General features: G+C 70.2%; 14 protein-coding genes and 1 pseudogene. 7 read left to right on the top strand and 8 right to left on the bottom strand.

The window, feature by feature from the left end; genetic code table 11:
• The 4 genes and pseudogenes from ABZ865_RS10080 (at position 1) to ABZ865_RS10065 (ending at position 5,648) form a co-directional block, all read left to right on the top strand.
• Positions 1 to 2,439: a SpoIIE family protein phosphatase gene (locus ABZ865_RS10080; RefSeq protein WP_361226663.1), complete on the top strand. Its 2,439-nt coding sequence runs from the start codon at positions 1 to 3 to the stop codon at positions 2,437 to 2,439.
• A 1,002-nt stretch (positions 2,440 to 3,441) separates the two neighbouring features.
• Positions 3,442 to 4,614, top strand: a complete 1,173-nt coding sequence (locus ABZ865_RS10075; RefSeq protein ID WP_361226659.1) for a hypothetical protein — start codon at positions 3,442 to 3,444, stop codon at positions 4,612 to 4,614.
• 219 nt (positions 4,615 to 4,833) lie between these two features.
• Positions 4,834 to 5,265, top strand: a pseudogene (locus ABZ865_RS10070) (peptidylprolyl isomerase); the annotation flags it as partial.
• Positions 5,266 to 5,345: 80 nt separating this feature from the next.
• Complete coding sequence (locus ABZ865_RS10065; protein WP_361226656.1) at positions 5,346 to 5,648, top strand: peptidylprolyl isomerase; 303 nt, start codon at positions 5,346 to 5,348, stop codon at positions 5,646 to 5,648.
• 89 nt (positions 5,649 to 5,737) lie between these two features.
• Here the strand turns inward: ABZ865_RS10065 and ABZ865_RS10060 are convergent, their stop codons facing one another.
• The 7 genes from ABZ865_RS10060 to kdpB form a co-directional block, all read right to left on the bottom strand.
• A complete protein-coding gene (locus ABZ865_RS10060; protein WP_361226654.1) occupies positions 5,738 to 6,397 on the bottom strand; it encodes a DUF1707 domain-containing protein in 660 nt (219 codons plus the stop codon).
• A 161-nt stretch (positions 6,398 to 6,558) separates the two neighbouring features.
• On the bottom strand, positions 6,559 to 7,077 hold the full coding sequence (locus ABZ865_RS10055) for a hypothetical protein (RefSeq protein WP_361226651.1): 519 nt from the start codon (positions 7,075 to 7,077) through the stop codon (positions 6,559 to 6,561).
• Positions 7,078 to 7,185: 108 nt separating this feature from the next.
• A complete protein-coding gene (locus ABZ865_RS10050) occupies positions 7,186 to 9,144 on the bottom strand; it encodes an amino acid transporter (RefSeq protein WP_361226649.1) in 1,959 nt (652 codons plus the stop codon).
• A gap of 155 nt (positions 9,145 to 9,299) precedes the next feature.
• Positions 9,300 to 9,662, bottom strand: a complete 363-nt coding sequence (locus ABZ865_RS10045; protein WP_361226646.1) for a hypothetical protein — start codon at positions 9,660 to 9,662, stop codon at positions 9,300 to 9,302.
• A gap of 28 nt (positions 9,663 to 9,690) precedes the next feature.
• Positions 9,691 to 10,467 carry a GNAT family N-acetyltransferase gene (locus ABZ865_RS10040; protein WP_361226643.1) on the bottom strand — a complete coding sequence of 259 codons (777 nt, stop codon included), beginning with the start codon at positions 10,465 to 10,467 and terminating at the stop codon, positions 9,691 to 9,693.
• Between the two features lie 197 nt (positions 10,468 to 10,664).
• Positions 10,665 to 11,477, bottom strand: a complete 813-nt coding sequence (locus ABZ865_RS10035) for an SDR family NAD(P)-dependent oxidoreductase (protein WP_361226640.1) — start codon at positions 11,475 to 11,477, stop codon at positions 10,665 to 10,667.
• 385 nt (positions 11,478 to 11,862) lie between these two features.
• The gene (gene kdpB / locus ABZ865_RS10030) at positions 11,863 to 14,016 is read right to left on the bottom strand and encodes a potassium-transporting ATPase subunit KdpB (RefSeq protein WP_361226637.1); all 2,154 of its coding nucleotides are present in this window, start codon (positions 14,014 to 14,016) and stop codon (positions 11,863 to 11,865) included.
• 653 nt (positions 14,017 to 14,669) lie between these two features.
• On the opposite strand from kdpB, the gene ABZ865_RS10025 reads away from it, so the two are divergent.
• Positions 14,670 to 16,082, top strand: coding sequence for a hypothetical protein (locus tag ABZ865_RS10025; RefSeq protein ID WP_361226634.1), 1,413 nt, complete (start codon positions 14,670 to 14,672; stop codon positions 16,080 to 16,082).
• 6 nt (positions 16,083 to 16,088) lie between these two features.
• On the opposite strand, the gene ABZ865_RS10020 is transcribed toward ABZ865_RS10025, so the two are convergent.
• The gene (locus tag ABZ865_RS10020) at positions 16,089 to 17,663 is read right to left on the bottom strand and encodes a Na+/H+ antiporter (protein ID WP_361226631.1); all 1,575 of its coding nucleotides are present in this window, start codon (positions 17,661 to 17,663) and stop codon (positions 16,089 to 16,091) included.
• 235 nt (positions 17,664 to 17,898) lie between these two features.
• Here ABZ865_RS10020 and ABZ865_RS10015 point away from each other — a divergent pair, with 235 nt between their 5' ends.
• Together ABZ865_RS10015 and ABZ865_RS10010 are read left to right on the top strand one after the other, a co-directional pair.
• Positions 17,899 to 20,397, top strand: coding sequence for an ATP-binding protein (locus ABZ865_RS10015; RefSeq protein ID WP_361226628.1), 2,499 nt, complete (start codon positions 17,899 to 17,901; stop codon positions 20,395 to 20,397).
• The gene (locus ABZ865_RS10010; protein WP_361226625.1) at positions 20,394 to 21,212 is read left to right on the top strand and encodes a DUF4118 domain-containing protein; all 819 of its coding nucleotides are present in this window, start codon (positions 20,394 to 20,396) and stop codon (positions 21,210 to 21,212) included. Before ABZ865_RS10015 ends, ABZ865_RS10010 begins: the two co-directional genes overlap by 4 nt.
• Positions 21,213 to 21,273: the final 61 nt, after the last annotated feature.

Genomic DNA, 21,273 nt, shown 5'->3' with positions numbered 1-21,273 from the left:
ATGGACCCATCGGATGTTGAAAACGCCGACCCGGCAGGCGCCTTTCGAGGTGCGACGAGCGTCTTCGGCGCCGGCCCCCGCGGCCGGCCGGCCGCCTTCGACGGCCTGGCCGCGGCCGTGCTCGACGATCGGGGCACGGTGGTGGGGTGGACCGGCACAGCACAGGACCTGACCGGGTTCCGCGCTGACGAGGTCCACGGCCGCCCCGTGCGGGAGCTCGTGGCCGACCTCCCGCACGACCCGCACAGGGCCGCACACGTGCCGGCGACCGGCCGGGTACGACTGCGTCACCAGTGCGGCAACACGATCGACGTCACATTCCGGACCACACGGGTGCGCGGCTCGGCGAACTTCCTCGTGCTCGCGGCCCCCACTCCTCACGTCGTCGACCACCGGCACGGCGCAGCCCTCCTGCGCGCACTGTCCGCACAGAACCGGGTCACGATCGCCCTGCACGACACGGATCTCACCACCGTGCAGACGAACGCCATGCCGGACACTCCCGACGGCCGTCCCATACAGGCGGGCGCCCGACTGGGCGACGTGCTGTGCGCCGAGGACGCCGAGACCATCGAGGCGGTACTGCGGCAGGTGCTCGAGACGGGCGTCCCGGTGATCCACAGGAACCAGCGAGTGAGCTGGCGACACCATCCGGCGCGGCGGCACGCGCTGTCGCTGTCCGCCTTCCGACTGGAGGACGCGCGAGGACGCCCCGCAGGAGTCGCAGCCCTGTACATAGACGACACCGACCAGTTGCGTGCCCGCCGACAGTTGGATCTTGCCCATGCGGTCGCCGAGCGGGTGGGGTCCTCCCTGGATGTCGTGCGGACCGCCCAGGATCTCGCGGACGTCCTTGTACCCACCTTCGGTGATCTCGCAGCAGTCGACCTTGCGGAAGCCGTCTTTGACGGTGACGAACCCGCCGAGCGGCTGGGCGGAGGAGATCCGCATCGACGCAACGCGGCCCTGGCGCCGGCCACCGCGGACTGGCCGCCCGGCATCCAGCGCGGCAACCTTGTCCCATCCCTGTCCGACCACCCCCTCCTGCGCCGCTTCCAGCTCGGCGAGACGGTCGTCTACGACCGGGACGACTACATCGCCCTGATCGGCGGCCCACATCCGGCCGAGCAGTTCCTCCCGCACGACATCCAGGCAGTGATGGTGGCACCGCTGCACGCCCGCGGACTCACCCTCGGAGCGATCGTGGTCTGGCGCACCGGCCCCTCCGAACCGTTCACCGCGGACGAGGTGGATCTCATGAGGCAGATCGCCTCACGGGGAGCACTCGCCATCGACAACTCCCGCCGCTACACGCGCGAGCACAGAGCGGCCATGGCCCTGCAGCAAAGACTCCTTCCCCCGGCCACGACCGACACTCCGGCAGCCGAGACCGCCGGCGTCTACCTGCCGACAAACCGTGGGGGCGGCACCAGCGGCGACTGGTACGACGCCATACCCCTGCCCGCTCTCCGGCTGGCCCTCGTCGCCGGAGACGTGATCGGCCGCGGCATACCCGCCAGTGCCACCATGGGCCGTCTGCGCGCTGCCATCCAGACCCTCGCCGACCTCGAACTGGAGCCGGACGAGTTGCTCACGCGTCTCGCTGACCTGGTCCAGCGCCTCGCGGCGGAAGCACCCCCTGGCGACCACGACGTCATGGGCGCCACCTGTCTGTACGCGGTCTACGACCCGGTCACCCGACGCTGCGCCATGGCCAGTGCCGGGCACCCACCGCCCGTGCTCGTGCGGCCCGACGGGATTGTCGAAACCGTCGACATACTCCCGGGGCCGCCCCTCGCCGTCTGCGGCATGCCGTACGAGACAACCACCATCGACCTCGAACCGGGCAGCGTCCTCGCGCTCTACACCGACGGCCTGGTCCACCAAGGCGCGCACGACGCCGGCGACGGACTCCAGCGGCTGACCGATGCGCTCGCCACCTCCTGCCGCCCGGACCGCGCCTTGGACGAGACCGGCAGGGCCCTCCTCGACAACCTGGTGGACGCAGCACCGCGTGACGACGCGACCCTGCTGCTGGCACGTACCCGCGCCGTACCGGCCAAGGACACCGCTCACTGGCAGATACCGGCTGATCCGGCTGCTGTCTCGGATGCTCGGGCATGGGCGGCCCGCCAACTCACCGCGTGGGGGTTGGACGACCTCCTCTTCCCCACCGAGCTCATCGTCAGTGAACTGGTCACCAACGCGATCCGCTACGGTCGTCCGCCGGCGGAGCTGCGACTGATTCGGCACCACGTTCTGGTCTGCGAGGTCACGGACTCCAACACCGCCCAACCCCGTCTGCGCCGCGCTCGCACCACTGACGAGGGTGGACGCGGACTGTTCCTCGTCGCCCAACTCGCCGAGCGGTGGGGCTGCCGCCACGGCCAGAACCACAAGACCATCTGGTCCGAACAGCCCATAACGCGCGCCCACTGATCACACCCGGAGCCGGCTGATGTGGCTGCAAGCCGGATAGACAGAGAGCACCAGGTGGGTGCTGTCCTACGGTGGGGTCTGACTCCTGAGATCATCCGATGCCTCAAACGGTATGCCGCCCGCGAGGTCTTTAACCTGGTCAGACCGGTGCCCAGCACCCCCGCGTTATAGGGGCGTCCGTGAGACGTGAGAGGGTCTGGGGCGTGAGTGAGACACCCCCGAACACCCTGCAATACCGCTTTGACGGGCCAGAAGACGCTCCGGTCCTGATCTTGGGTCCCTCACTGGGTACCACATGGCACAGGTTGTAAGGGCCGTCCACAAGGGTCCAGCGCAGTCCATGACGGGCACGTAATGCCAGGTCAGGGCGACCTGGTCCGGAGAAGTCGACGCAGTCGGTGATAGGCGTGTGAGAGCGGCGTTCGACGAAAGCCCCGCCGACGCGACCCGGCGGGCTCTGCGAAGCAGTTGGTTGCAGAGTCTGGCGTTGGCGCGTTGCACTCGGTTGTCCTCTCTCGTAGCACCCGAAGCAAGGACGCGGCGACGACAAGCCTCGTACGGTCGATGCGCAGCACGTGACCTCGGAACTCCCCGCGACGGACCAAGCCGTCTTGTTTGCTTCTGCACACCCGTCGGCTTCCTCCGACTGGGGTGCTGCGTAGATGGGGACGTGATACGACGGCGCCCCGGCGAGACGTCGCATGCAGTTGGTCAAGGCGGATTGGGGCTTGTGCTGGGGGCGTCGCGTCCGCGTCGCCAGCGAGGTGATGGTCAACGCGGTTGGCGGTAGGGCGCCCGCCGGACTTGGTCCGAGCACTCGCGCATCTCGCATCTGTGCCCCCGTTGGAGGCCAAACTGGCCGGTGGGCACTTTCTCGGGTCGGCCACTTCAACAGGGACCCGGAAGGGGTGAGAACGGCTGACTCGGTTGAGCCCTGCGGTCGTCGGGACGCAGTGGAAAAGGAATGAGAATGGCCCACGGAGCGACCTACGATCGTCTGTCATGGGTGTATACGCGAGCCGGAATCGGACGGATGCGGCGCCGAAGCGGGCGGCCGAGCCACAGGCCGAGTTCTTCGAGAGGGTCGCCGGTCCGTTCTGGGACCAGGTTCGGGATGTGATCAACGAATGGTGGTCGCGCCTCCCTGATCAGGCTCAACCCGGCCTGCTCAGCCGTTTGCGGGACCGAAACTCCGATACGAACGTCTACTCTGCGCTGTGGGAGTTGTACCTGCACGAGATGTTGCTCGGTTCCGGTTGCAGCGTGGAGGTTGAGCGGCAAACGGGAACAGGTGGCTATAAGCCCGACTTCCTGGTTACGCGCGGCAACGAGCAGTTCGTCGTCGAGGCGATCTGGAAGGCCGCGAAGCGCGACGCGGGGTCTTACTCGCTCCCACCGCAGTTGAGTGATGCCATCGATCGCTTGCCGAGTCCGAACTTCTTCGTATCGTGCGAACTCCACAGCGCCGGTCCGGCAACGCCGCCGCAGAGACGGCTGAAGTCCGGGCTGACGCGATGGCTTGAAAGCTTGGACCCCGACCAGGTCATCGCCGACCATGAGCGCAAGGTGCCGCTTCCCAGTCACACTTGGCAAGAGGCTGGCTGGTGCCTCACGTTTCAAGCGATCCCCCGCAGCCCAGGCAAACGTGGCAATCCATCCAGCAGGACAATCGGCGTCTACCCCTCGGCATGGGCGGTCGAGGACGGATCGGAGCGAGTGCTCCACGCCGTCACACACAAGGGCGGGAAGTATGGTGACCTGGAGCTGCCATTCATCGTGGCGGTAGGCCATGCAGCTGACTTCCCCGAAGATGAGGACATCGAGAGAGCGCTGTACGGGAGTACGGTTGAGTACGCCTACGACAGCGGATCGACCTTCAGCCGCATGCCCGATGGCTACTGGACTGCCACCTACGACCATGCCCACAGCCGTGTCAGCGGCGTGCTCGTCGTAAACAACCCAGCACCCTGGACCTGGACGAAGAACACTCCCGTTCTCTGGCAAAGCCCGGATCCAGCCTCGCTTCCTGCCCCCATCTTCCCTACCTGGGCAACGGCGCAACTGGCTGGGATCCAGGTCGAGCGCCAGCCCGCGGTTCGCTCCGTCCACACCGCTCTCGGTCTGCCGGAAGGTTGGCCGGCCGGCGACGCCTTCCCCCGGAGTGACCCGAGATGACGGCAGCGGCACCGTCAGTCTCGACAGCGGCACCCCGGTGAGATCACCTCATGCGCACGGCAGCGTTCGGTGAGGGCCTCTGCGTGGACTGCGGAGGCCGCTCGACCGGGTTCGGGAAGCATCCGTCGTGCACCGGGTGGACGCCCTGATCGGCCAGCCGACGCTGTGCCGCATCCGAACGAAGTGGCCTGCGACCGCGGGCCGAAGGCTGGGAGGCGGATGTGGCTTGCCGGTGGGTTCTCGCCCGCCGGGCCGCGCTTTAGGCTGCGACCGCTCCGAAATCTGGCGATCTTTTGGAGGGTGTGCAGGATGAACCGAGCTCTCATGACCGCATTGGCGTCAGCAGCCTTGGTCGTGTCCGGGGGCAGCACCACCGCCTCCGCTTCCGATGCCCCGCCGCGAACCACGCACGGTCCCTGCCAGTACACCCAGACCCCGGACGAGCCGGCGGCGCGGCCGGTTCCCCTGCCGCCCGACCCGCAGCACACCCCCAGTCACGGCACGGTCGGTATGGCTGTCCGGACCAGCCAGGGCCCGCTCCCGCTGCGTCTGGACCGGGCGAAGGCCCCGTGCACGGTCCAGAGCTTCGTGCACCTGGCGCGGCACCGGTTCTACGACCGTACGGTGTGCCATCGGTTGACGGCGTATCCGACGCTGAAGGTCCTGCAGTGTGGCGACCCGACCGGCACTGGCGAGGGTGGCCGGGGTACGAGTACAAGGACGAGCTGCCGGTGGACCTGCCGCCGGCACCGAGCGATCCGACCGGCGTCCGTCGCCTTTACGGGCGCGGTTTGCTGGCGATGGCCAACGCCGGGCCGAACACGAACGGTTCGCAGTTCTTCGTCGTCTACGGCGACTCCGCGCTGCGACCGGACTACACGGTGTTCGGCACGGTCGGTGCCGCCGGCCTGAAGACGCTCGACAAGATCGCTGCTGGCGGAATCGAGCCAACTACGCAGGACCCGGCGCCTGTCGACGGCACGCCCGTGCTGAGGACCGAACTGCTCAGCGTCCGGCCGTCCTGCCGGCCCTGACGAACTGTGGTGCGGTGGTTCGCATCACGGCCGGAACCGATTCCGCCGACGCCGCCCAGAACTACCGCCGACAGTTCACAACGATGGAGTCAAGCGCCTGCGGAAGGGGACGTGGACCTGCGCAGCAGCCACTGCCCGAACGTCCTACGCGGGGGCCGCACCACCACGCGGCCGTGGGCCTTCTGACCGACCAGCTCCACTCGCAAAGTGACAGGCATATCAAGATTCGCCGGAGTCTGACGGTACTTGACCCTGCTGTGTACCAGCTGCAGACCATCGGTATCGACCACGATGCCCGGCCGCGAGACCAGCGTCAGCGTCTTCCCCGTCATGCCTACGTCGATCCGCAAGGTGTCGTGCGTGATCACTGCGTCAGTGAAGTCAAGTGTCACCTCGCAGTACGTCACCGCGAGCTCCAGCCTCCGCGGCACCACCCAGCGCCCCAGGCGCTCGACTGCGCCGCTGTGGACCCCTGCGATCCGGACTACGTCCTTGACCTCTGCGACAGTCATGCCACCCGTAGCCGATACGGGCGGCAGGTCGCCGGTGAGCGCGGCCAGTTCACTCAGAGTCCGCGCCGACAGGGCAGCTTCCAGGCGCTCGTCCAACTCCTGCGCGGTCAGCAGGCCGTCCCCAGCCGCGATACGCAGCACATCCACCACCCGGTCCCGGTCCGCATGAGAGGCTCGCAGCTCGGGCGACGAGCCGGGGCCGGAGCGCTTCCCGATGGGCGAAATCTCTCCCGACATGCTTCCGTCCTGGTCCTGTCGAACATCTCGGCGCGGCGAAGGCAGCGGCGCGAGTGGAAGACTAAGCTATATCGCGACATGGATCCCGTGCTGGGGCCGTTGAACAACGTCAGGGCCAGTCCCACGGCTTCGGCAGGCCAGGCCGTGGCGATCCAGCGAGGTCAGGAAAGCCCCGATGCCCGGAGCACCGCCTGCACCGTTTCGTCGTCGATGCAGTGACCCAACCGCTCAAGGACATCCGCTCCGTGACGAAGCATGCCGCGCTCCAGGGAGCGGCGGACTCCGGTGTCGAGTTCGTGCCAGAGCAGCGGATTCGCCACCAGGATCCGGGGGTCGAGTTCCAGGCGGTGGCCGTGGACGTCCCGGAGGACCAGGTGGGAGGAGGGGCCGTCGTACTGCCGTACTGCCGTCAACGCGTCCGTGCGGACCATGCGCCGGCGCCAGGGTGTGCGGACCGCGAGCCAGCCGGGGCCCGCGCTCACCCGCTGGGGGAGCAGGACGGCGCACACCGCGGCCGACAGGGTGACCCAGAGCAGGGCGCGCAGGGGAGACAGGCTTCCGGCGTCCCAGTCCACCAGGAGGCACAGGAAGCAGAAGAGCAAGGCGCAGGTCAGCGCGAGCCGGGCGCTGCCACGCCAGTGGCGGTCGCCAGCCGAGCCTGGCGGTCCGCTCCGTCGCATGACGCCGACGCTAGGCGCCCGCACCCGGTGCGGCGACCGCTGCTTACGGGCTCCTAACGCGTACGGGCGAATCTTGACGGGATCCTGACGCGGCCGCGGGGCCGGTCCTCAGCCGGTGTGCACGCGCGGGCGCCTGACGCGGTTCGGTTCTGCCTCGCGCAGCACCTCGCGGGTGACCGGGGCGACCTCGCCCTGGCCGAAGAGGAAGAAACGCAGGAAGTTGGCGAAGGGGTTGCCTTCGGTCCACTCGAAGTACATGTGCGGGGTGCAGCCCGTCATGTCTCGGACGTGGAGGAGGAGTGCTGCGAGGGCGTTGGGGATGGAGGAGGACTCCACCGTGAGGACGCGGTAGCGGTTGTGCAGGACCTCGCCGCGCACGGTCAGTCCGGCCTCGAACTCGGAGGGGTCGGTGACCGTGACCTCGACGAAGACGAAGTCCTCCTGCTCCGGCATGTCGTTGTCGGCGCGGATCTGCTCGACCTTGTCGCGGTACTCGGCCTTGTCCCGCACACCGGGCTCGTTGGCGATGAACCGGATCTTGCGGCTGGAGATGTCACGGATGAATCGTTCCGCCATGTCGTCCAGTTCGACGTGCGTGACGCGCAGCTCGAAGGCGCGGGCCAGCCGGGACGCCAGGGAGATGAGGATGATGCCGACGATGAAGCAGGCGCCGATCTTCACGCCGTCGGGGCGTTCGACGACGTTGGCGACGGTTACGTAGAGGAGGACGGCCGAGACGATGGCGAAGCCGATTGTCCAGCCGCGCTGGGCAGCGCGGCGGGAGGCGATGGTCACCGCGATGGCGGCGGAGGACATCAGGACCAGGACCCCGGTGGCGTAGGCGCCGCCCTGCGCGTCGACGTTGGCGTCGAAGATCCAGGTGACCAGGAAGGCGACCAGGGTGAAGACGATGACCATCGGGCGTACGGCGCGGGCCCAGTGCGGGGCCATGCCGTAGCGGGGCAGGTAGCGCGGCATGAGGTTGAGCAGGCCGGCCATCGCGGACGCGCCGGCGAACCACAGGATGGCGATCGTCGAGAGGTCGTAGACCGTGCCGAAGGCGTTGCCCAGGTACTCGTGGGCGAGATAGGCGAGTGCGCGGCCGTTGGCCTGGCCACCCGTCTTGAACTCGTTCGCCGGGATGAGCACCGTGGTAATGAAGGCGGTGGCGATCAGGAACACGCTCATGATCAGCGCGGCGGCCGTCAGCAGCTTCTTGGTGTCGCGGATCCGGCCCTTGGGCTTGTCCTCGGTGTCGTCCGGGTCGCCCTGGACGTGCGGCATGACGGCGACGCCGGTCTCGAAGCCGGACAGACCCAGGGCCAGCTTCGGGAAGACCAACAGGGACACGCCGATCATGGCGAAGACGTTGCCATGCTGGGTGGTCAGGGCGCTGGTCCAGTCGGTGACCACGTGCCCGGCGGTCAGCACGTGCCAGAAGCCGACGACCACGACCACGGCGTTCAGGGCGAGATAGACCACCACCAGGGCGACGGCGACGCCGATGGCCTCCAGGAAGCCCTTGAGGAACACCGCGCCGAGCAGGGCCACCAGCGCCAGCGTGATCACCATCTGCTGTCCGTGCAGCACGTTCGTCAGGTGCGGGTTCTCGATCAGGTGGGTGGAGGCGTCGGCCGCGGACAGGGTGATGGTGATCAGGAAGTCCGTGGCGGCGAAGCCCAGCAGTGTCAGGACGAACAGTTTGCCCTTCCAGAAGGACAGCAGCCGCTCCAGCATGGCGATGGAGCCCTCGCCGTGGGGGCTCTCCTCCGCCACTCTGCGGTACACCGGGAGAGCGCCGGCGAGGGTGACGACGACGAGGACGAGGGTGGCGATCGGGGAGAGCAAGCCGGCCGCCAGGGCGGCGATGCCGGGCTGGTAGCCGAGGGTGGAGAAGTAGTCGACGCCGGTCAGGCACATCACCCGGTACCAGCGCTGGCCCTTGTGCGGCGGCTCGGGCTCGGCGTGCGGGCCTGTGTGGCCGCCGTGCTTGCCCATGTCGGACAGGCCCTCCAGCATCCAGGTGCGCAGGCGGCTGGTACTGGGAGGGTGTTCGGTGGTGGCCATGGACGTGCTCTCCTGGTGTGCGGCTCAGCGTGGGGTTCCGGCCATCACACGGACGGCCGCACCAGCGTAAGCAGGGAGTGACGCCTGGGCCCACATGTATGTCCGCTTAACGCGTCAAGACCGCGTTAAGGCCGAGCGTGTCGCGCGCCGCGCCTTCAGGGCCGGACACCGAGCGTCATGTCGTACGACATTTCCCTGCCGCCTCGCAGCAAGGTGATGCGGATCCGCAGGCTGCTCGTGTCCGGATGCGGGGACGGATGTCCACTGAGGCTCCCGTCGGTGCAGGTGCCGTCCGGGTGGGTGCCATAGGCGCCGCCGCGGTCGTCGTACTCGTTGCCGAGGTCGTCCACGGCCTTCAGGACCGGGAGTACGGGGGGCTCGTCGCCGGACTCTGGCAGCGGGGGCGTGATCCGGTAGTGGAGCGTGAAGGACTCCTCACCGCGCTTCAGCCGGGTGATCGTGAGCTCGTGGCGGCCTTCGAGGATCGGCAGGGTGAGGAGCGGGGGCTTCCTGGTCACGGGAGTCTCCTTCTTTCCGGGGTGATCGCTAGGCGCTGAGCCGATGGTGTGACACCGGGCTCCCCGCCGCGTAGTGGACGCATTCGCGGACCAGACGGAAACCGGCGTTCCAGGCCAGGAGGCGGCTGGCGCGGTTGTGGAGGGAGCAGTTCCAGCTGGGCGTGTGGCCGCGGGAGGTGATGTCCGCGCACAAGGCGGTGACGCAGGCCAGCGCGAGGTGGAGGCGTCTGCGGTCGGGGACGGTGTGGACGGCCACGTCCTCGTAGCCGGTGCCCCGGAAGTAGGTGCAGGCCACCGCACGTATACGGCCGGTGCGGCCCACTGCGGCCCAGGCGTGACCGGAGGCGGCGAAGCCGCGCGGGCCGCCCCAGCTGGCAGAGAGCCAGGAGGCGTGCGGGCCGAGTTCCCGCACCGCGTCGGTGTCCGCCGGTTCCAGACGCCGTACGGTCACGGAGTGTGGGGCGGTGGCGGGCTGGGGCGTCGCCTGGAGGGTCCAGATCATGCGCTCCCAGGGGGTGAGCCGGTCGAAGGCGGCGCCGAGAGCGGGCAGGAACCGGGCCGGGGCTTCGACGCGGTTGCCGGCCAGCGGGGCGAGGAGTTCCGGCGTCAGCTCTTCCGGGCTGCCGCGCAGCACGACGTGGCCGGCGCAGGAGACGGCGACCGTGCTCGGCTGGACGGGCCGGTCGGCCCACCACCGGCCGACGCCCGTGGCCAGCACGTGTTCGCCGATGGTGGCGGGCCCGGGCGAGTTCGTGGGGAACCAGCGCGCGAGTGCACGTTGGTCCGGAGGAGAGATCGGGATCATCAATGCCTCGTAGAGGGTGGGAGAGGGGACACGGATCGGGCGGGCGATCGGGGATTGCCTCTCCCTGTCGCCCGCCCCGGTGGTGCCGCGGTCAGCCCTGGCCGGCCTTGCCGCCGTGGTTGGCCTTCTTCTTGCGACGGTCCTTCTTCTTGCGGGCACGCTTGGACACGTACAACTCCCTCGGTCTCCAATGTCCTTCAGGCGGCGCTGCGGCCGACCAGCAGGTCCGCCAGCTTGTTGAGGCGCCTGATCGTGCGGTCCTCGGTCGCGGCCGGGGCCGGTTCGACGCGCTCGTCGCGGTCGTAGTAGGCGCCGTTGACGATCTCGACGGCCGGGTCGCACAGCCGGACCACGTGCGCGGCTCCCTCGGCCGCGGAGACGCCCTCGTGCGAGTACAGGGGCAGCAGCGCGGTGTCGCAGACGCCCGGGTGGGCGGACACGGCAGTGACACGTGGGTCGGCCGCGAAAACCGTCAGGGCGAGCTGCGACTGGGCGTATGCGGCGAGGCGGGAGTAGCGGCGGGCGCGGTTGGGGTCGGCCCACTGGATGGACGCCGTGCGGTGCAGGGAGGAAGAGACGTTGACGACGCGGCCGCCCGGGTCGCTGGTGAGGGCCGGTTCCAGCAGGCAGGTCAGCAGGTAGTGGGCGAGGAAGTTGACCTGGAAGGCGATCTCGTTGCCGTCGGCGGTGACGGTGTGCCGCTCGGGAGCGGCCATGCCGGCGTTGTTGACGAGGACGTCCAGGTGCGGGTGTTCGGCGACCACCTTGTGCGCGAGGGTCTCGACCTCGTCCAGGCGCGCGAAGTCGGCTGCGTAGATGCGCAGTTGACCGCCGTTGACGCCGGCGGTGGAGGCGAGGCGGTCGGCGGCGGCACGGGCCTCCTCGGCGGTACGGCCGTGCAGCAGCACGGTGGCGTCGCGCTCGGCGAGCTGCCGGGCGGTTTCGTAACCGATGCCGGAGGTGGCGCCCGTGACCAGGACAGTACGGGACCAAAGGGCAGAGATGGGCATGATCCGATCCAGGGTTGTGGGCACGCCGACGCCGCCCGGTGAGGGGCGGTGGGCGTGCGGTGGAGAAGGTGGGTCGAGGGGCGCCGGGAGCCGATCGCGGCGCCCCTCGGGTCACGGAAAGCGGCGTCGGCGGGACGCGGCGCCGGTACGGCATGACGTCGGCGGGACGTGATACCGGCGTGGCGCGGGTGCTTCCGGTCAGCGCGGCTCGCGACGCGACGGCCGAGCCGGACTCGGCGGCCGGTCGAGAAGGAGCCAGGCGCTGTTCACGTCATCCATGGAAGCCGTGCCGCACACCCCGGGCAAGCCGAAACCCCGAACCATGACGTGCCTCTGACGTGCGCATACGGGACCTTGACGGGCGAGCCGGACGGACTGGCGGGGTTCAGCCAAGGCCGGGCACCTGTGAGACCAGCAGGTCGATCAGCTTGATGCCGACGAAGGGGAGAACCAGTCCGCCGAGGCCGTAGACGAGCAGGTTGCGGCGCAGCAGATCGTGGGCGGAGGCGGGGGTGTAGCGCACCCCGCGCAGGGCGAGCGGGATCAGCGCCACGATGATCAGGGCGTTGAAGATGATCGCAGAGGTGATCGCGGAGGTCGGGCTGTGCAGGCCCATCACGTTCAGCGACTCCAGGCCCGGGTACGAGCCTGCGAACATGGCCGGGATGATCGCGAAGTACTTCGCCACGTCGTTGGTGATGGAGAAGGTCGTCAACGCGCCGCGGGTGATGAGGAGTTGTTTGCCGATCTCGACGATCTCGATGAGTTTCGTCGGGTTGGAGTCGAGGTCGACCATGTTGCCGGCCTCCTTTGCGGCCGACGTACCGGTGTTCATCGCCACGCCGACGTCCGCCTGCGCGAGCGCGGGCGCGTCGTTCGTACCGTCGCCGGTCATCGCGACCAGCTTGCCGCCCTCCTGCTCCCGTCGGATCAGGGCGAGTTTGTCCTCGGGGGTAGCCTCGGCCAAGTAGTCGTCCACACCCGCCTCTTCGGCGATGGCCTTGGCGGTCAGCGGGTTGTCACCGGTGATCATCACCGTCCGGATGCCCATGCGGCGCAGTTCGGCGAAGCGCTCGCGGATACCGTCCTTGACGACGTCCTTGAGATGGATCAAACCGAGGACGCGCGATCCGTCCCAGTCGTGTACCGCGACGAGCAGCGGTGTCCCGCCGGAGGCGGCCACGGCGTCGGCGTACCGTCGCGCCTCAGGCGGGACGTGGCCGCCGTACATCTGCACCCACTCGATCACCTGCTGCGCGGCTCCCTTGCGGATGGCGCAGACGGCTCCGTTGTCCCAGCGCAGGTCGACGCCGCTCATTCGGGTCTGCGCGCTGAAGGCCACCCAGCGGGCGTTCGCCAACTCACCCTCGGCGGGAGCCCGCAGGCCGTACCGGTTCTTGGCGAGGACGACGACGGTGCGGCCCTCGGGTGTCTCGTCGGCCAGGGAGGAGAGCTGGGCGGCGTCGGCGAGCTGCCGTTCGTCGATGCCGGGCAGGGGTACGAAGGCGGCGGCCTCCCGGTTGCCGAGGGTGATGGTGCCGGTCTTGTCGAGCAGCAGGGTGTTCACGTCCCCCGCAGCCTCGACCGCCCGACCCGACATGGCGAGCACGTTGCGCTGCACCAGGCGGTCCATGCCCGCGATGCCGATCGCGGAGAGCAGGGCGCCGATCGTCGTCGGGATGAGGGTGACGAGGAGCGCGACCAGCACGGTCGTGGTCTGGGTGGCGCCCGCGTACTCGCCCATCGGCTGCAAGGCCACCACGACCAGGAGGAAGATGATCGTGAGGGAGGCGAGCAGGATGTTGAGGGCTATCTCGTTCGGGGTCTTCTGCCGGGAGGCTCCTTCGACCAGGGCGATCATCCGGTCCAGGAAGCTGTGCCCGGGGCGTGCGCTGACCCGGACGACGATCCGGTCGGACAGGACCGTGGTGCCGCCCGTGACGCCGCTGCGGTCGCCGCCCGACTCACGGATCACCGGCGCGGACTCACCCGTCACTGCGGACTCGTCGACGGCGGCGACCCCGTCGATCACATCACCGTCGGCCGGGATCATCTCGCCCGCCTCGACGACCACGACGTCCAGCGGTTTCAGTTCGGTGGCGGCGACGGCCTCCGTACGGGCGGTGCGTGGATCGGTGCCGTAGCTCCAGTGCAGCAGCCGCAGCGCCACCGTGTCCGTACGGGCTCTGCGCAGCGACTCGGCCTGTGCCTTGCCGCGGCCCTCGGCGACCGCCTCGGCGAGGTTGGCGAAGACCACCGTCAGCCACAGCCACAGGCTGATGACCCAGGTGAAGACGGCGAGATGGAGCAGCGCCGACAGTGTGGTCAGGACCGCCCCGACGGACACGACGAACAGGACCGGGTTCTTCACCAGGACGCGCGGGTGCAGTTTGCGCAGCGCCTCGGGGAACGAGCGGACGAGCTGGACGGGTTCGAACAGCCCGCTCGGTGCGCGGCGTCTCCGCCTTCCCTCCGGTCCGGGCCGGACCGTGCGCTCGGGACGGGACGGGGAAGCCTGCTCGGGGGCAGCGGGAAGCATGGACACCTTCGTGTCTTGTCGGTGAATCGGACAGCCGGGGATCGATTGGAGTGGGCGGTCCGTGCGGCGCCGGGGCCCCGGCACCGCACGGCGGCGCACGGACGCCGGCGAAGAGGCGACGACAAGGCGTCCTGCGCGGGCGCGTGCCCCCTCGGACACGCACCGGGCCGCCTTCGCGTCACAGCGGAGCGTGGACTCCGCCCGTCGTGCGGGGTCACGGACGTCTGTTGGGCCCTGACGTCCATGGCTCCAGCGGCGGCCGACAGCGAATCTAATCCCGCTCGCTCCGCCCACCGGCGTGGCGGACACAGAATTTGCGGCACTCATACGGCGCCGCGCGTGCCGCCGTCAAGGTGCCGTCAAACAACGCTGATTGGCCATCAGGGAGCCGTCAGGACGAGCCATGGGTGGCCGAATCCGGTCGCAGACTGATCACCAACGGGGGACGGGCGACCGTCCGTGGCGGTGACGTTGGAGGGACCGTGACTCTCACGGCCGGATCAGCGCAGGGTCCTCGGACCGAGCAAGGGGCACCGCCACGGACTGTGGTCGCCCAGCCAGGGAGCAACCCCGGACCGCGAAGACGAGGGTATTCGCGGACGGCCGGACCGGGTCCGGGGCTGCGCCCGGCGCAGCGCCTGCGGCGGCAGGCCGTGGCCGCGCGCGCCGCTCTGCGCCGCCGCTTCTGGGCCACCCTGCCCGCGCGACTGCGCCTTCTGCGCGCGGCCACGTTGCTGCTCGCCATCGCCGTGGCCGGCCTGCTGACCGTCGCCGGGCTCGCCGCGAACGGCACCTGGGACAGCGTGTCCGAGCGGGACGCCCCGCGCACCACCAGCGCCGCCGACCTCAACCTCGCCCTGAACGACATGGACGCCCAGGCCGCCAACATCCTGCTGTCCAGCGGCGACGCCGGGAAGGGCCGCCTGCAGACCCCGTACGACAAGGCGGTCGGCTTCTATGGCGAAGCCCGGCGTGAGATCGGGCACGACCTCCGGACGCTCGCCGGCGCGGCGCAGGGCGAGCGGTCCGGCGAGAAGACCGTGGAGAACCTGACCGACGACTTCGCCGAGTACCAGGAGCTGATAGGGCGCGCCCTGGAGAACGACGGGCACACCGGTGGCAAGCCGGCGGCCCTGGCCGACTACCGCAAGGCGACCGACCTGCTGCAGGACAAACTGCTGCCCGAGTCCCGCACGCTGGTGTCCGCCAACGACCGCGCCTTCGACGCCGAGTACACCGCGGCCCGCTCCACTCTCTCCGCGCAGCTCGCCGCCACCGCCGTGCTGGGCGTGCCGCTGCTGGCCGCCCTCGGCGTCCTCCAGTGGTACTTGGTCCGGCGCTTCCACCGAATCCTGAACCCGCCCCTCCTCGCCGCGACCGCCTGTGCCCTGTTCGCGGTGATCCTCGGCGCGCAGATGCTCACCTCGTCGTCCGGCGACCTGCGCGGCGCCCGCCGTGACGCCTTCGACTCCGTCGTCGCTCTCTCCCGCGCCCGGGCCATCGCCTATGACGCCAACGCCGACGAGAGCCGCTACCTTCTGGACCCACAGCGCCGCGAGCAGTACGCGCAGTCGTTCCTCGCCAAGTCGCAAAAGCTGTACGGCATACGAGGTGCGACCTTCGGCACGTACGACGCCGGGCTGGCCACCAGCTGGCGGGCGTACCGGTCCGATCACCACGACCTGCGCTTCACCGGTGAGTTCCGGCGCGAGCTGGACAACATCACCTTTCCCGGGGAACGTGCCGCGGCCGAGAAGACCGTGGAGACGTACGCCGTCTACCAGCGCGACGACCGCAGGATCCGCGCGCTGCTGGCGGCCGGGAAGGAGCGCGAGGCGGTGGAGTTCTGCATGGACTGGAAGCCGGGCACCTCCAACGCGCACTTCGGCGCGTGGATGGCCGCCCTGGACAAGGTGACGGACATCAACCGGGCCCACTTCACCTCCTCGGTGCGCGACGGCCGCGGGGTGGTGAGCGGCCTACTGTCCTGGGCCGGCACCCTGCTGCTCGCGGCGATGGCGTTCACCGCGCTGGGCCTGCGGCCACTGCTGGCGGAGTTCCGCTGACGCCGTTCACACGTCCGTGAGCCGGGCTTCCTCCAGGTCCAGGGAACGTTGCAGCCGGCGCCGGGTCGTGTCGCTGACGCGGTGCGTGTCGTAGAGGCGCTGGAGCTCCGCGGTCTCCACGGTGATCAGGTCGCGGCGTAGCTGGCGGTAGACCAAGTCGGCGGACTCTGTGGCGGCGGTGGCGCCGTTGTGCTCGGCGAGGCGGTCGCGGGCGTCGTCCAAGCGGGCGGTCAGCCCGCGGCGGAGCCGGTCGAGGACGATGTCGGGGACCGCCTCCAGTTCGGCGAGTTCCTCGAGGCGGGCGAGTCCGGCGTGGGCGAGGTGCGAGCGGGCCTCGACCTCCTCGCGCTCGGTGTGGGCGGGCTCCAGGGCGATGCCGGAGGCGCGGACGACAGGGGCGAGGGTGAAACCCTGGACGACCAGCGTCACGACCACCACGGACGTGGTCAGGACGAGGACCAGAGAGCGGTCCGTCAGGGCGGTGCCGTCCTTGGCGACCTCAGGGATGGAAAGCGCGGCGGCCAGCGGCATGACACCGCGCGTGCCCGCCCAAGTCAGCACTACCGGCAGCCGCCAGTTCAAACGGCTGATCCCGCCCTTGCGCTGGACGACCGCCGACAGCGGTGCGAGCCACAACAGGCGTACGGCGATGAGGGTGGCCGCGACGGCGAGGGCGTACAGCGGCCAGGACCGGTCGCCGTCGGCGAGGGCCCGCACCTCGCCGGGAAGGGCCAGCCCGATGAGGGAGAAGACCACGCTCTCCAGCAGGAACACCACCGTGCCGTACACGGCGTGCAGCTGGAGGCGTATGCGGGCGTTGGTGAGCCGGTCGCCCCTGCCGCCCAGTACCACCCCGGCCACCACGCAGGAGGTCACGCCGGAGGTGTGCGCCGCCTCCGCGAGCAGGTAGGCCGCGTACGGGGTGACCAAGGCGATCACCGTCTCCAGCACCGGTTCCTCGGTATGGCGCCGAATGAGCGCCACCACACCGGCCACGGCGGCCCCGATCACCGTGCCACCGCCGGCCAGCAGCAGGAACTGGCCGCCCGCCGCCCCCCAGTTCGCCGCGGTCGATGCCACCGCGATGCCTGCCGCCACCCGGACCAGGACCAGCGAGGTCGCGTCGTTGAACAGGCTCTCTGCCTGCACGAGCACCTGCACTCGCGGAGGGAGGGCCAGCCTGCGGCCGAGCGCGGTCACCGCCACCGGGTCGGTACTGGCCAGCACCGCACCCAGCACGAAGGCCATCTGCCAGGACAGCGGGGTGACCGCGGCCGCCACTGCCGCGACGGCTGCCGCGGAGGCGAGCACCAGGCCGATGGAGAGGACCCCGACCGGCTTCCACACCGCCCGCAGCTCCCGCCAGGGCATGTCCTCCGCGCTCGCGTACAACAGCGGCGGGAGCACGACCAGCCCGATGATCTCCGGACTGATCTCGATCTGCGGGCTGCCCGGCAGCAGCGCCACGGCCAGACCGGCGACCACCAGCAGAGAAGGAGCGGGCATCCGCCAGCGGCGCGCGAAGGTCGCCACGACGGTGGCCAGAATGACCAACGCGAGTACCGTACCGACGCTCCGCATGCCGTCCCCCTGGGGCTATGAGAAGAGCCGCCCTGACTCTCCTGCCGACCAGACTTCCCGGCACACCGCCTTCACCCTATCGGTCCAGGTCACGTCAAAACAGTGTCAAGGTCCCCGAGACCGGCGCCAGGAAATCGCTAACACGCGCCCCACCCGGCCCTGCGAAGGGCTTCCTTAGGAGCAGTCCCCCTGGACCGGGGGGAGTCGAGCCAGTGAGCGGAGCGCGTCGGCGGCGATGAGTGACGTACGGCCCGGACGACTGAAGGTCTACCTCGGGGCGGCCCCGGGGGTCGGCAAGACCTACCGGATGCTCGACGAGGGACGGCGCCGTGCCTCGCGCGGGGCGGACGTGGTGGTGGGCGTCGTGGAGTGCCACGGGCGCCCGCACACGGAGGCCATGATCGACGGTCTCGAGGTCGTACCCCGTACCTCCTGCACCTATCGCGGCGGGGGCTTCGAGGAGATGGACCTGGCCGCGGTCCTCGCCCGCCACCCGCAGGTCGCGATCGTGGACGAGTGCGCCCACAGCAACGTCCCCGGGGACGGCCGCAACCCCAAGCGGTGGCAGGACATCGAGGAACTGCTCGCCGCCGGCATCGACGTCATCACCGCGGTGAACATCCAGCACCTGGAATCCCTCAACGACGTGGTGGAGAAGATCACCCACGTCCCGCAGCACGAGACCGTGCCCGACGAGGTCATACGCCGGGCCTGGCAGATCGAGCTGGTGGACATGCCGCCCGAGGGGCTGCGCCGCCGGATGGCGCACGGCAACATCTACGCCCCGGAGAAGATCGACGCGGCCCTCGCCAACTACTTCCGGCCCGGCAACCTCACTGCCCTGCGGCAGCTGGCGCTGCTGTGGGTGGCCGACCGGGTCGACGAGGCGCTGCAGGAATACCGCTCTCAGCACGGCATCGGAGGTGTCTGGGAGACCCGGGAACGGGTCGTCGTCGCCCTGACCGGCGGCCCCGAGGGCGACACGCTCGTCCGGCGGGCCGCGCGGATCGCGGCCCGGTCCGCCGGCGGCGACCTGCTCGCCGTGCACGTGGCCCGCAGCGACGGCCTGGCCGGGGGCGTCTCGGCCGCCTCCCTCGCCCGGCAGCGCAGGCTCGTGGAGGACCTCGGCGGCAGCTACCACTCCGTCGTCGGCGACGACGTGGCCACCAGCCTGGTGGAGTTCGCCCGCGCCGAGAACGCCACCCAACTCGTCCTCGGCACCAGCAGACGCGGTCGCCTGCAACGTTTCCTGACCGGGCCCGGCACGGGGGAGACCGTCACCGAGCTGTCCGGCGACATCGACGTCCACCGGGTCACCCACGAACGGGCCGGACGCGGCACCCTCCTGCCGTCCCGGCGCCGCACGCTCTCCACCGCCCGGCTGATCGCCGGACCGGTGGCCGGGCTCGTCCTGCCAATGCTGCTCACTGCTGTGCTGGCGCAGGTGCGCGGGGCGCTGGACCTGACCAGCGAGGCGCTGCTGTTCCTGCTCGCGGTCGTGGGAGTGGCCTGCATAGGCGGGGTCGCCTCGGCGGTGATCGCGTCGGTGACGGCGTCCCTGCTCCTGAACTACTGGTTCATCCCGCCCATCGGCCGGTTCACGCTCAGCGACCCGAACGCGCTGCTCGCCCTCGCGGTGTTCGCGGTCGTCGCGGCCACCGTGGCCGGGGTCGTCGATCGCTCGCTCCGGCTGTCCCGGCGCTCGGCCCGGGCCACCGCCGAAGCCGAGACCATGTCGTCCCTCGCCGGGACGATCGTGCGGGGCGAGGCCACGATCCCGGCCCTCCTGGAGCGCACCCGTGAGACCTTCGGCATGGAGTCGGCGGAACTGGCGGACGAGCCGCCGGATACCGAGGGGGCCACATCGGTGCCGGCCGGTCCGGGCGCGTACCTGGTGCTGCGCGGCCGTACCCTCTCCTCCTCCGAGCGGCGGGTGTTGGCCGCGTTCGCCGCGCACGTGGGCTCCGCGGTGGAGCGGGCCCGGCTGGCCGAGGCGGCGGCGGAGGTGGAGCCGGTGAAGGCCGCCGATCGGCTGCGTACGGCGCTGCTGCGGGCTGTCGGCCACGACCTGCGCACCCCGCTCGCCGCGGGCTGGGCCGCCGTCACCTCTCTGCGCAGCCGTGACGTCGAGTTCACACCGGAAGACCGCGACGAACTCCTCGCCACCGCCGACGAGTCCATGGCCAAGCTCAACCGCCTCGTGGAGAACCTCCTCGACCTCAGCCGCCTGGAGGCCGGCGCCCTCACCCTCAACCTGCGCCCGACCTCCCTGGACGAGGTCCTGCCGATGGCGCTCGCGGACGTGCCGGAGGCCGAGGTGGCGGACGTGGAGGAGATCCCGGCGGTGCTCGCCGACCCGCCGCTGCTGGAGCGGGTGATCGCCAACCTCGCCTCCAACGCCGCCCGCCACACCCCGCCGGGGCAGAAGGCGCTGGTCACCGCGAGTGCTCTGGCGGGACGCGTGGAGCTGCGCGTGGTCGACCGGGGCCCCGGACTCCCGCAGACCGGCCGGGAGCGGATCTTCGAACCCTTCCAGCGGCTCGGCGACAACGACAACACCACCGGACTCGGCCTCGGCCTGGCACTGGCCCGCGGCCTGACCGAGGCGATGAACGGCACCCTCACCCCCGAGGACACCCCCGGCGGCGGCCTCACAATGGTTGTGTCCCTGCCTTTCGCGGAGCAGCCCGTGGGGGCCGGACCCACCGAGCAGAGCGCAGGAGGTGCGCGATGAGCACGCATGCAGGCACCTGGAAACTGCACCGCACACACACCCCGGCCCGCACCTGGCCACTGCGGGACCGGCTCGCGCTGACCGCGGGCCTGGCCGCCCCGTTCCTGACAGCCCTCGTCCTGGTCCCGTTCCGCACCAGCCTGTCGCACACGAACGCGGCCCTCGTCCTCGTCGTGGTCGTGGTCGCGGTCTCCGCGCTGGGCAGCCGTACGGCGGGCGTGGTCGCGGCCCTGTCGGCGGCGGCCTGGTTCGACTTCTTCCTCACCCGGCCATACGAGACCTTCGACATCAACGCCACGGCGGACATCGAGACCGCGGTGCTGCTGCTGGTCGTCGGCGTGATCGTCTCCCAGCTCGCGGCGAGAGCCCGCCAGCTGGAGGTCATGACGGTCACGGACGCCGCCCACCTGGCGCGCATCCACCGCACGGCCGACCTCGTCCAGTCCGCCAACTCGGCGGACACCGTGGTCGACCACGTCCGCACCGAGCTGACCGACCTGCTCGGCCTGCGCGCCTGCCGCTTCGAGTACGGCACGCTCATCGGCCGGCCGCCGCGGTTGGAGACGGACGGCAGTGTGACAGTGGGCCGGCGCACGTGGAACCCGGACACGGACGGCTGGCCTGAGGGCGAGGTCGAACTGCGGGCGTACGGCAACGGCCACTACCTCGGCCGCTTCATGCTCACCCCCGGCCCGGGCCGCCGTACCCCCGCTCCAGGCCCGACTGGTCGCGGTGACGCTGGCCGACCAGACGGGGGCGGCACTGGACACGTCGGGACCGGCGCAGAGGTGAGCAAGCCCCGGCGGATTCCCTGACGCGATCTTGACGCCGGCACGGCCACTTGGCGGAACGGCACCGTGCCGCAGGTCGTTCCTT

The organism is Streptomyces sp. NPDC047085, assembly GCF_040643735.1.
Lineage (GTDB): Bacteria > Actinomycetota > Actinomycetes > Streptomycetales > Streptomycetaceae > Streptomyces.
The sequence above is the reverse complement of the archived record's forward strand: the minus strand, read 5'-3'. Positions and strand labels throughout refer to the sequence as shown.

Bases quoted from the DNA above. Each gene is read 5' to 3' on its own strand.
- kdpB (WP_361226637.1), bottom strand. From the start codon at position 14,016: ATGCTTCCCGCTGCCCCCGAGCAGGCTTCCCCGTCCCGTCCCGAGCGC.
- ABZ865_RS10040 (WP_361226643.1), bottom strand. From the start codon at position 10,467: ATGATCCCGATCTCTCCTCCGGACCAACGTGCACTCGCGCGCTGGTTC.
- ABZ865_RS10060 (WP_361226654.1), bottom strand. From the start codon at position 6,397: ATGTCGGGAGAGATTTCGCCCATCGGGAAGCGCTCCGGCCCCGGCTCG.
- ABZ865_RS10075 (WP_361226659.1), top strand. From the start codon at position 3,442: ATGGGTGTATACGCGAGCCGGAATCGGACGGATGCGGCGCCGAAGCGG.
- ABZ865_RS10055 (WP_361226651.1), bottom strand. From the start codon at position 7,077: ATGCGACGGAGCGGACCGCCAGGCTCGGCTGGCGACCGCCACTGGCGT.
- ABZ865_RS10080 (WP_361226663.1), top strand. From the start codon at position 1: ATGGACCCATCGGATGTTGAAAACGCCGACCCGGCAGGCGCCTTTCGA.
- ABZ865_RS10050 (WP_361226649.1), bottom strand. From the start codon at position 9,144: ATGGCCACCACCGAACACCCTCCCAGTACCAGCCGCCTGCGCACCTGG.
- ABZ865_RS10015 (WP_361226628.1), top strand. From the start codon at position 17,899: ATGAGTGACGTACGGCCCGGACGACTGAAGGTCTACCTCGGGGCGGCC.
- ABZ865_RS10010 (WP_361226625.1), top strand. From the start codon at position 20,394: ATGAGCACGCATGCAGGCACCTGGAAACTGCACCGCACACACACCCCG.
- ABZ865_RS10035 (WP_361226640.1), bottom strand. From the start codon at position 11,477: ATGCCCATCTCTGCCCTTTGGTCCCGTACTGTCCTGGTCACGGGCGCC.
- ABZ865_RS10020 (WP_361226631.1), bottom strand. From the start codon at position 17,663: ATGCGGAGCGTCGGTACGGTACTCGCGTTGGTCATTCTGGCCACCGTC.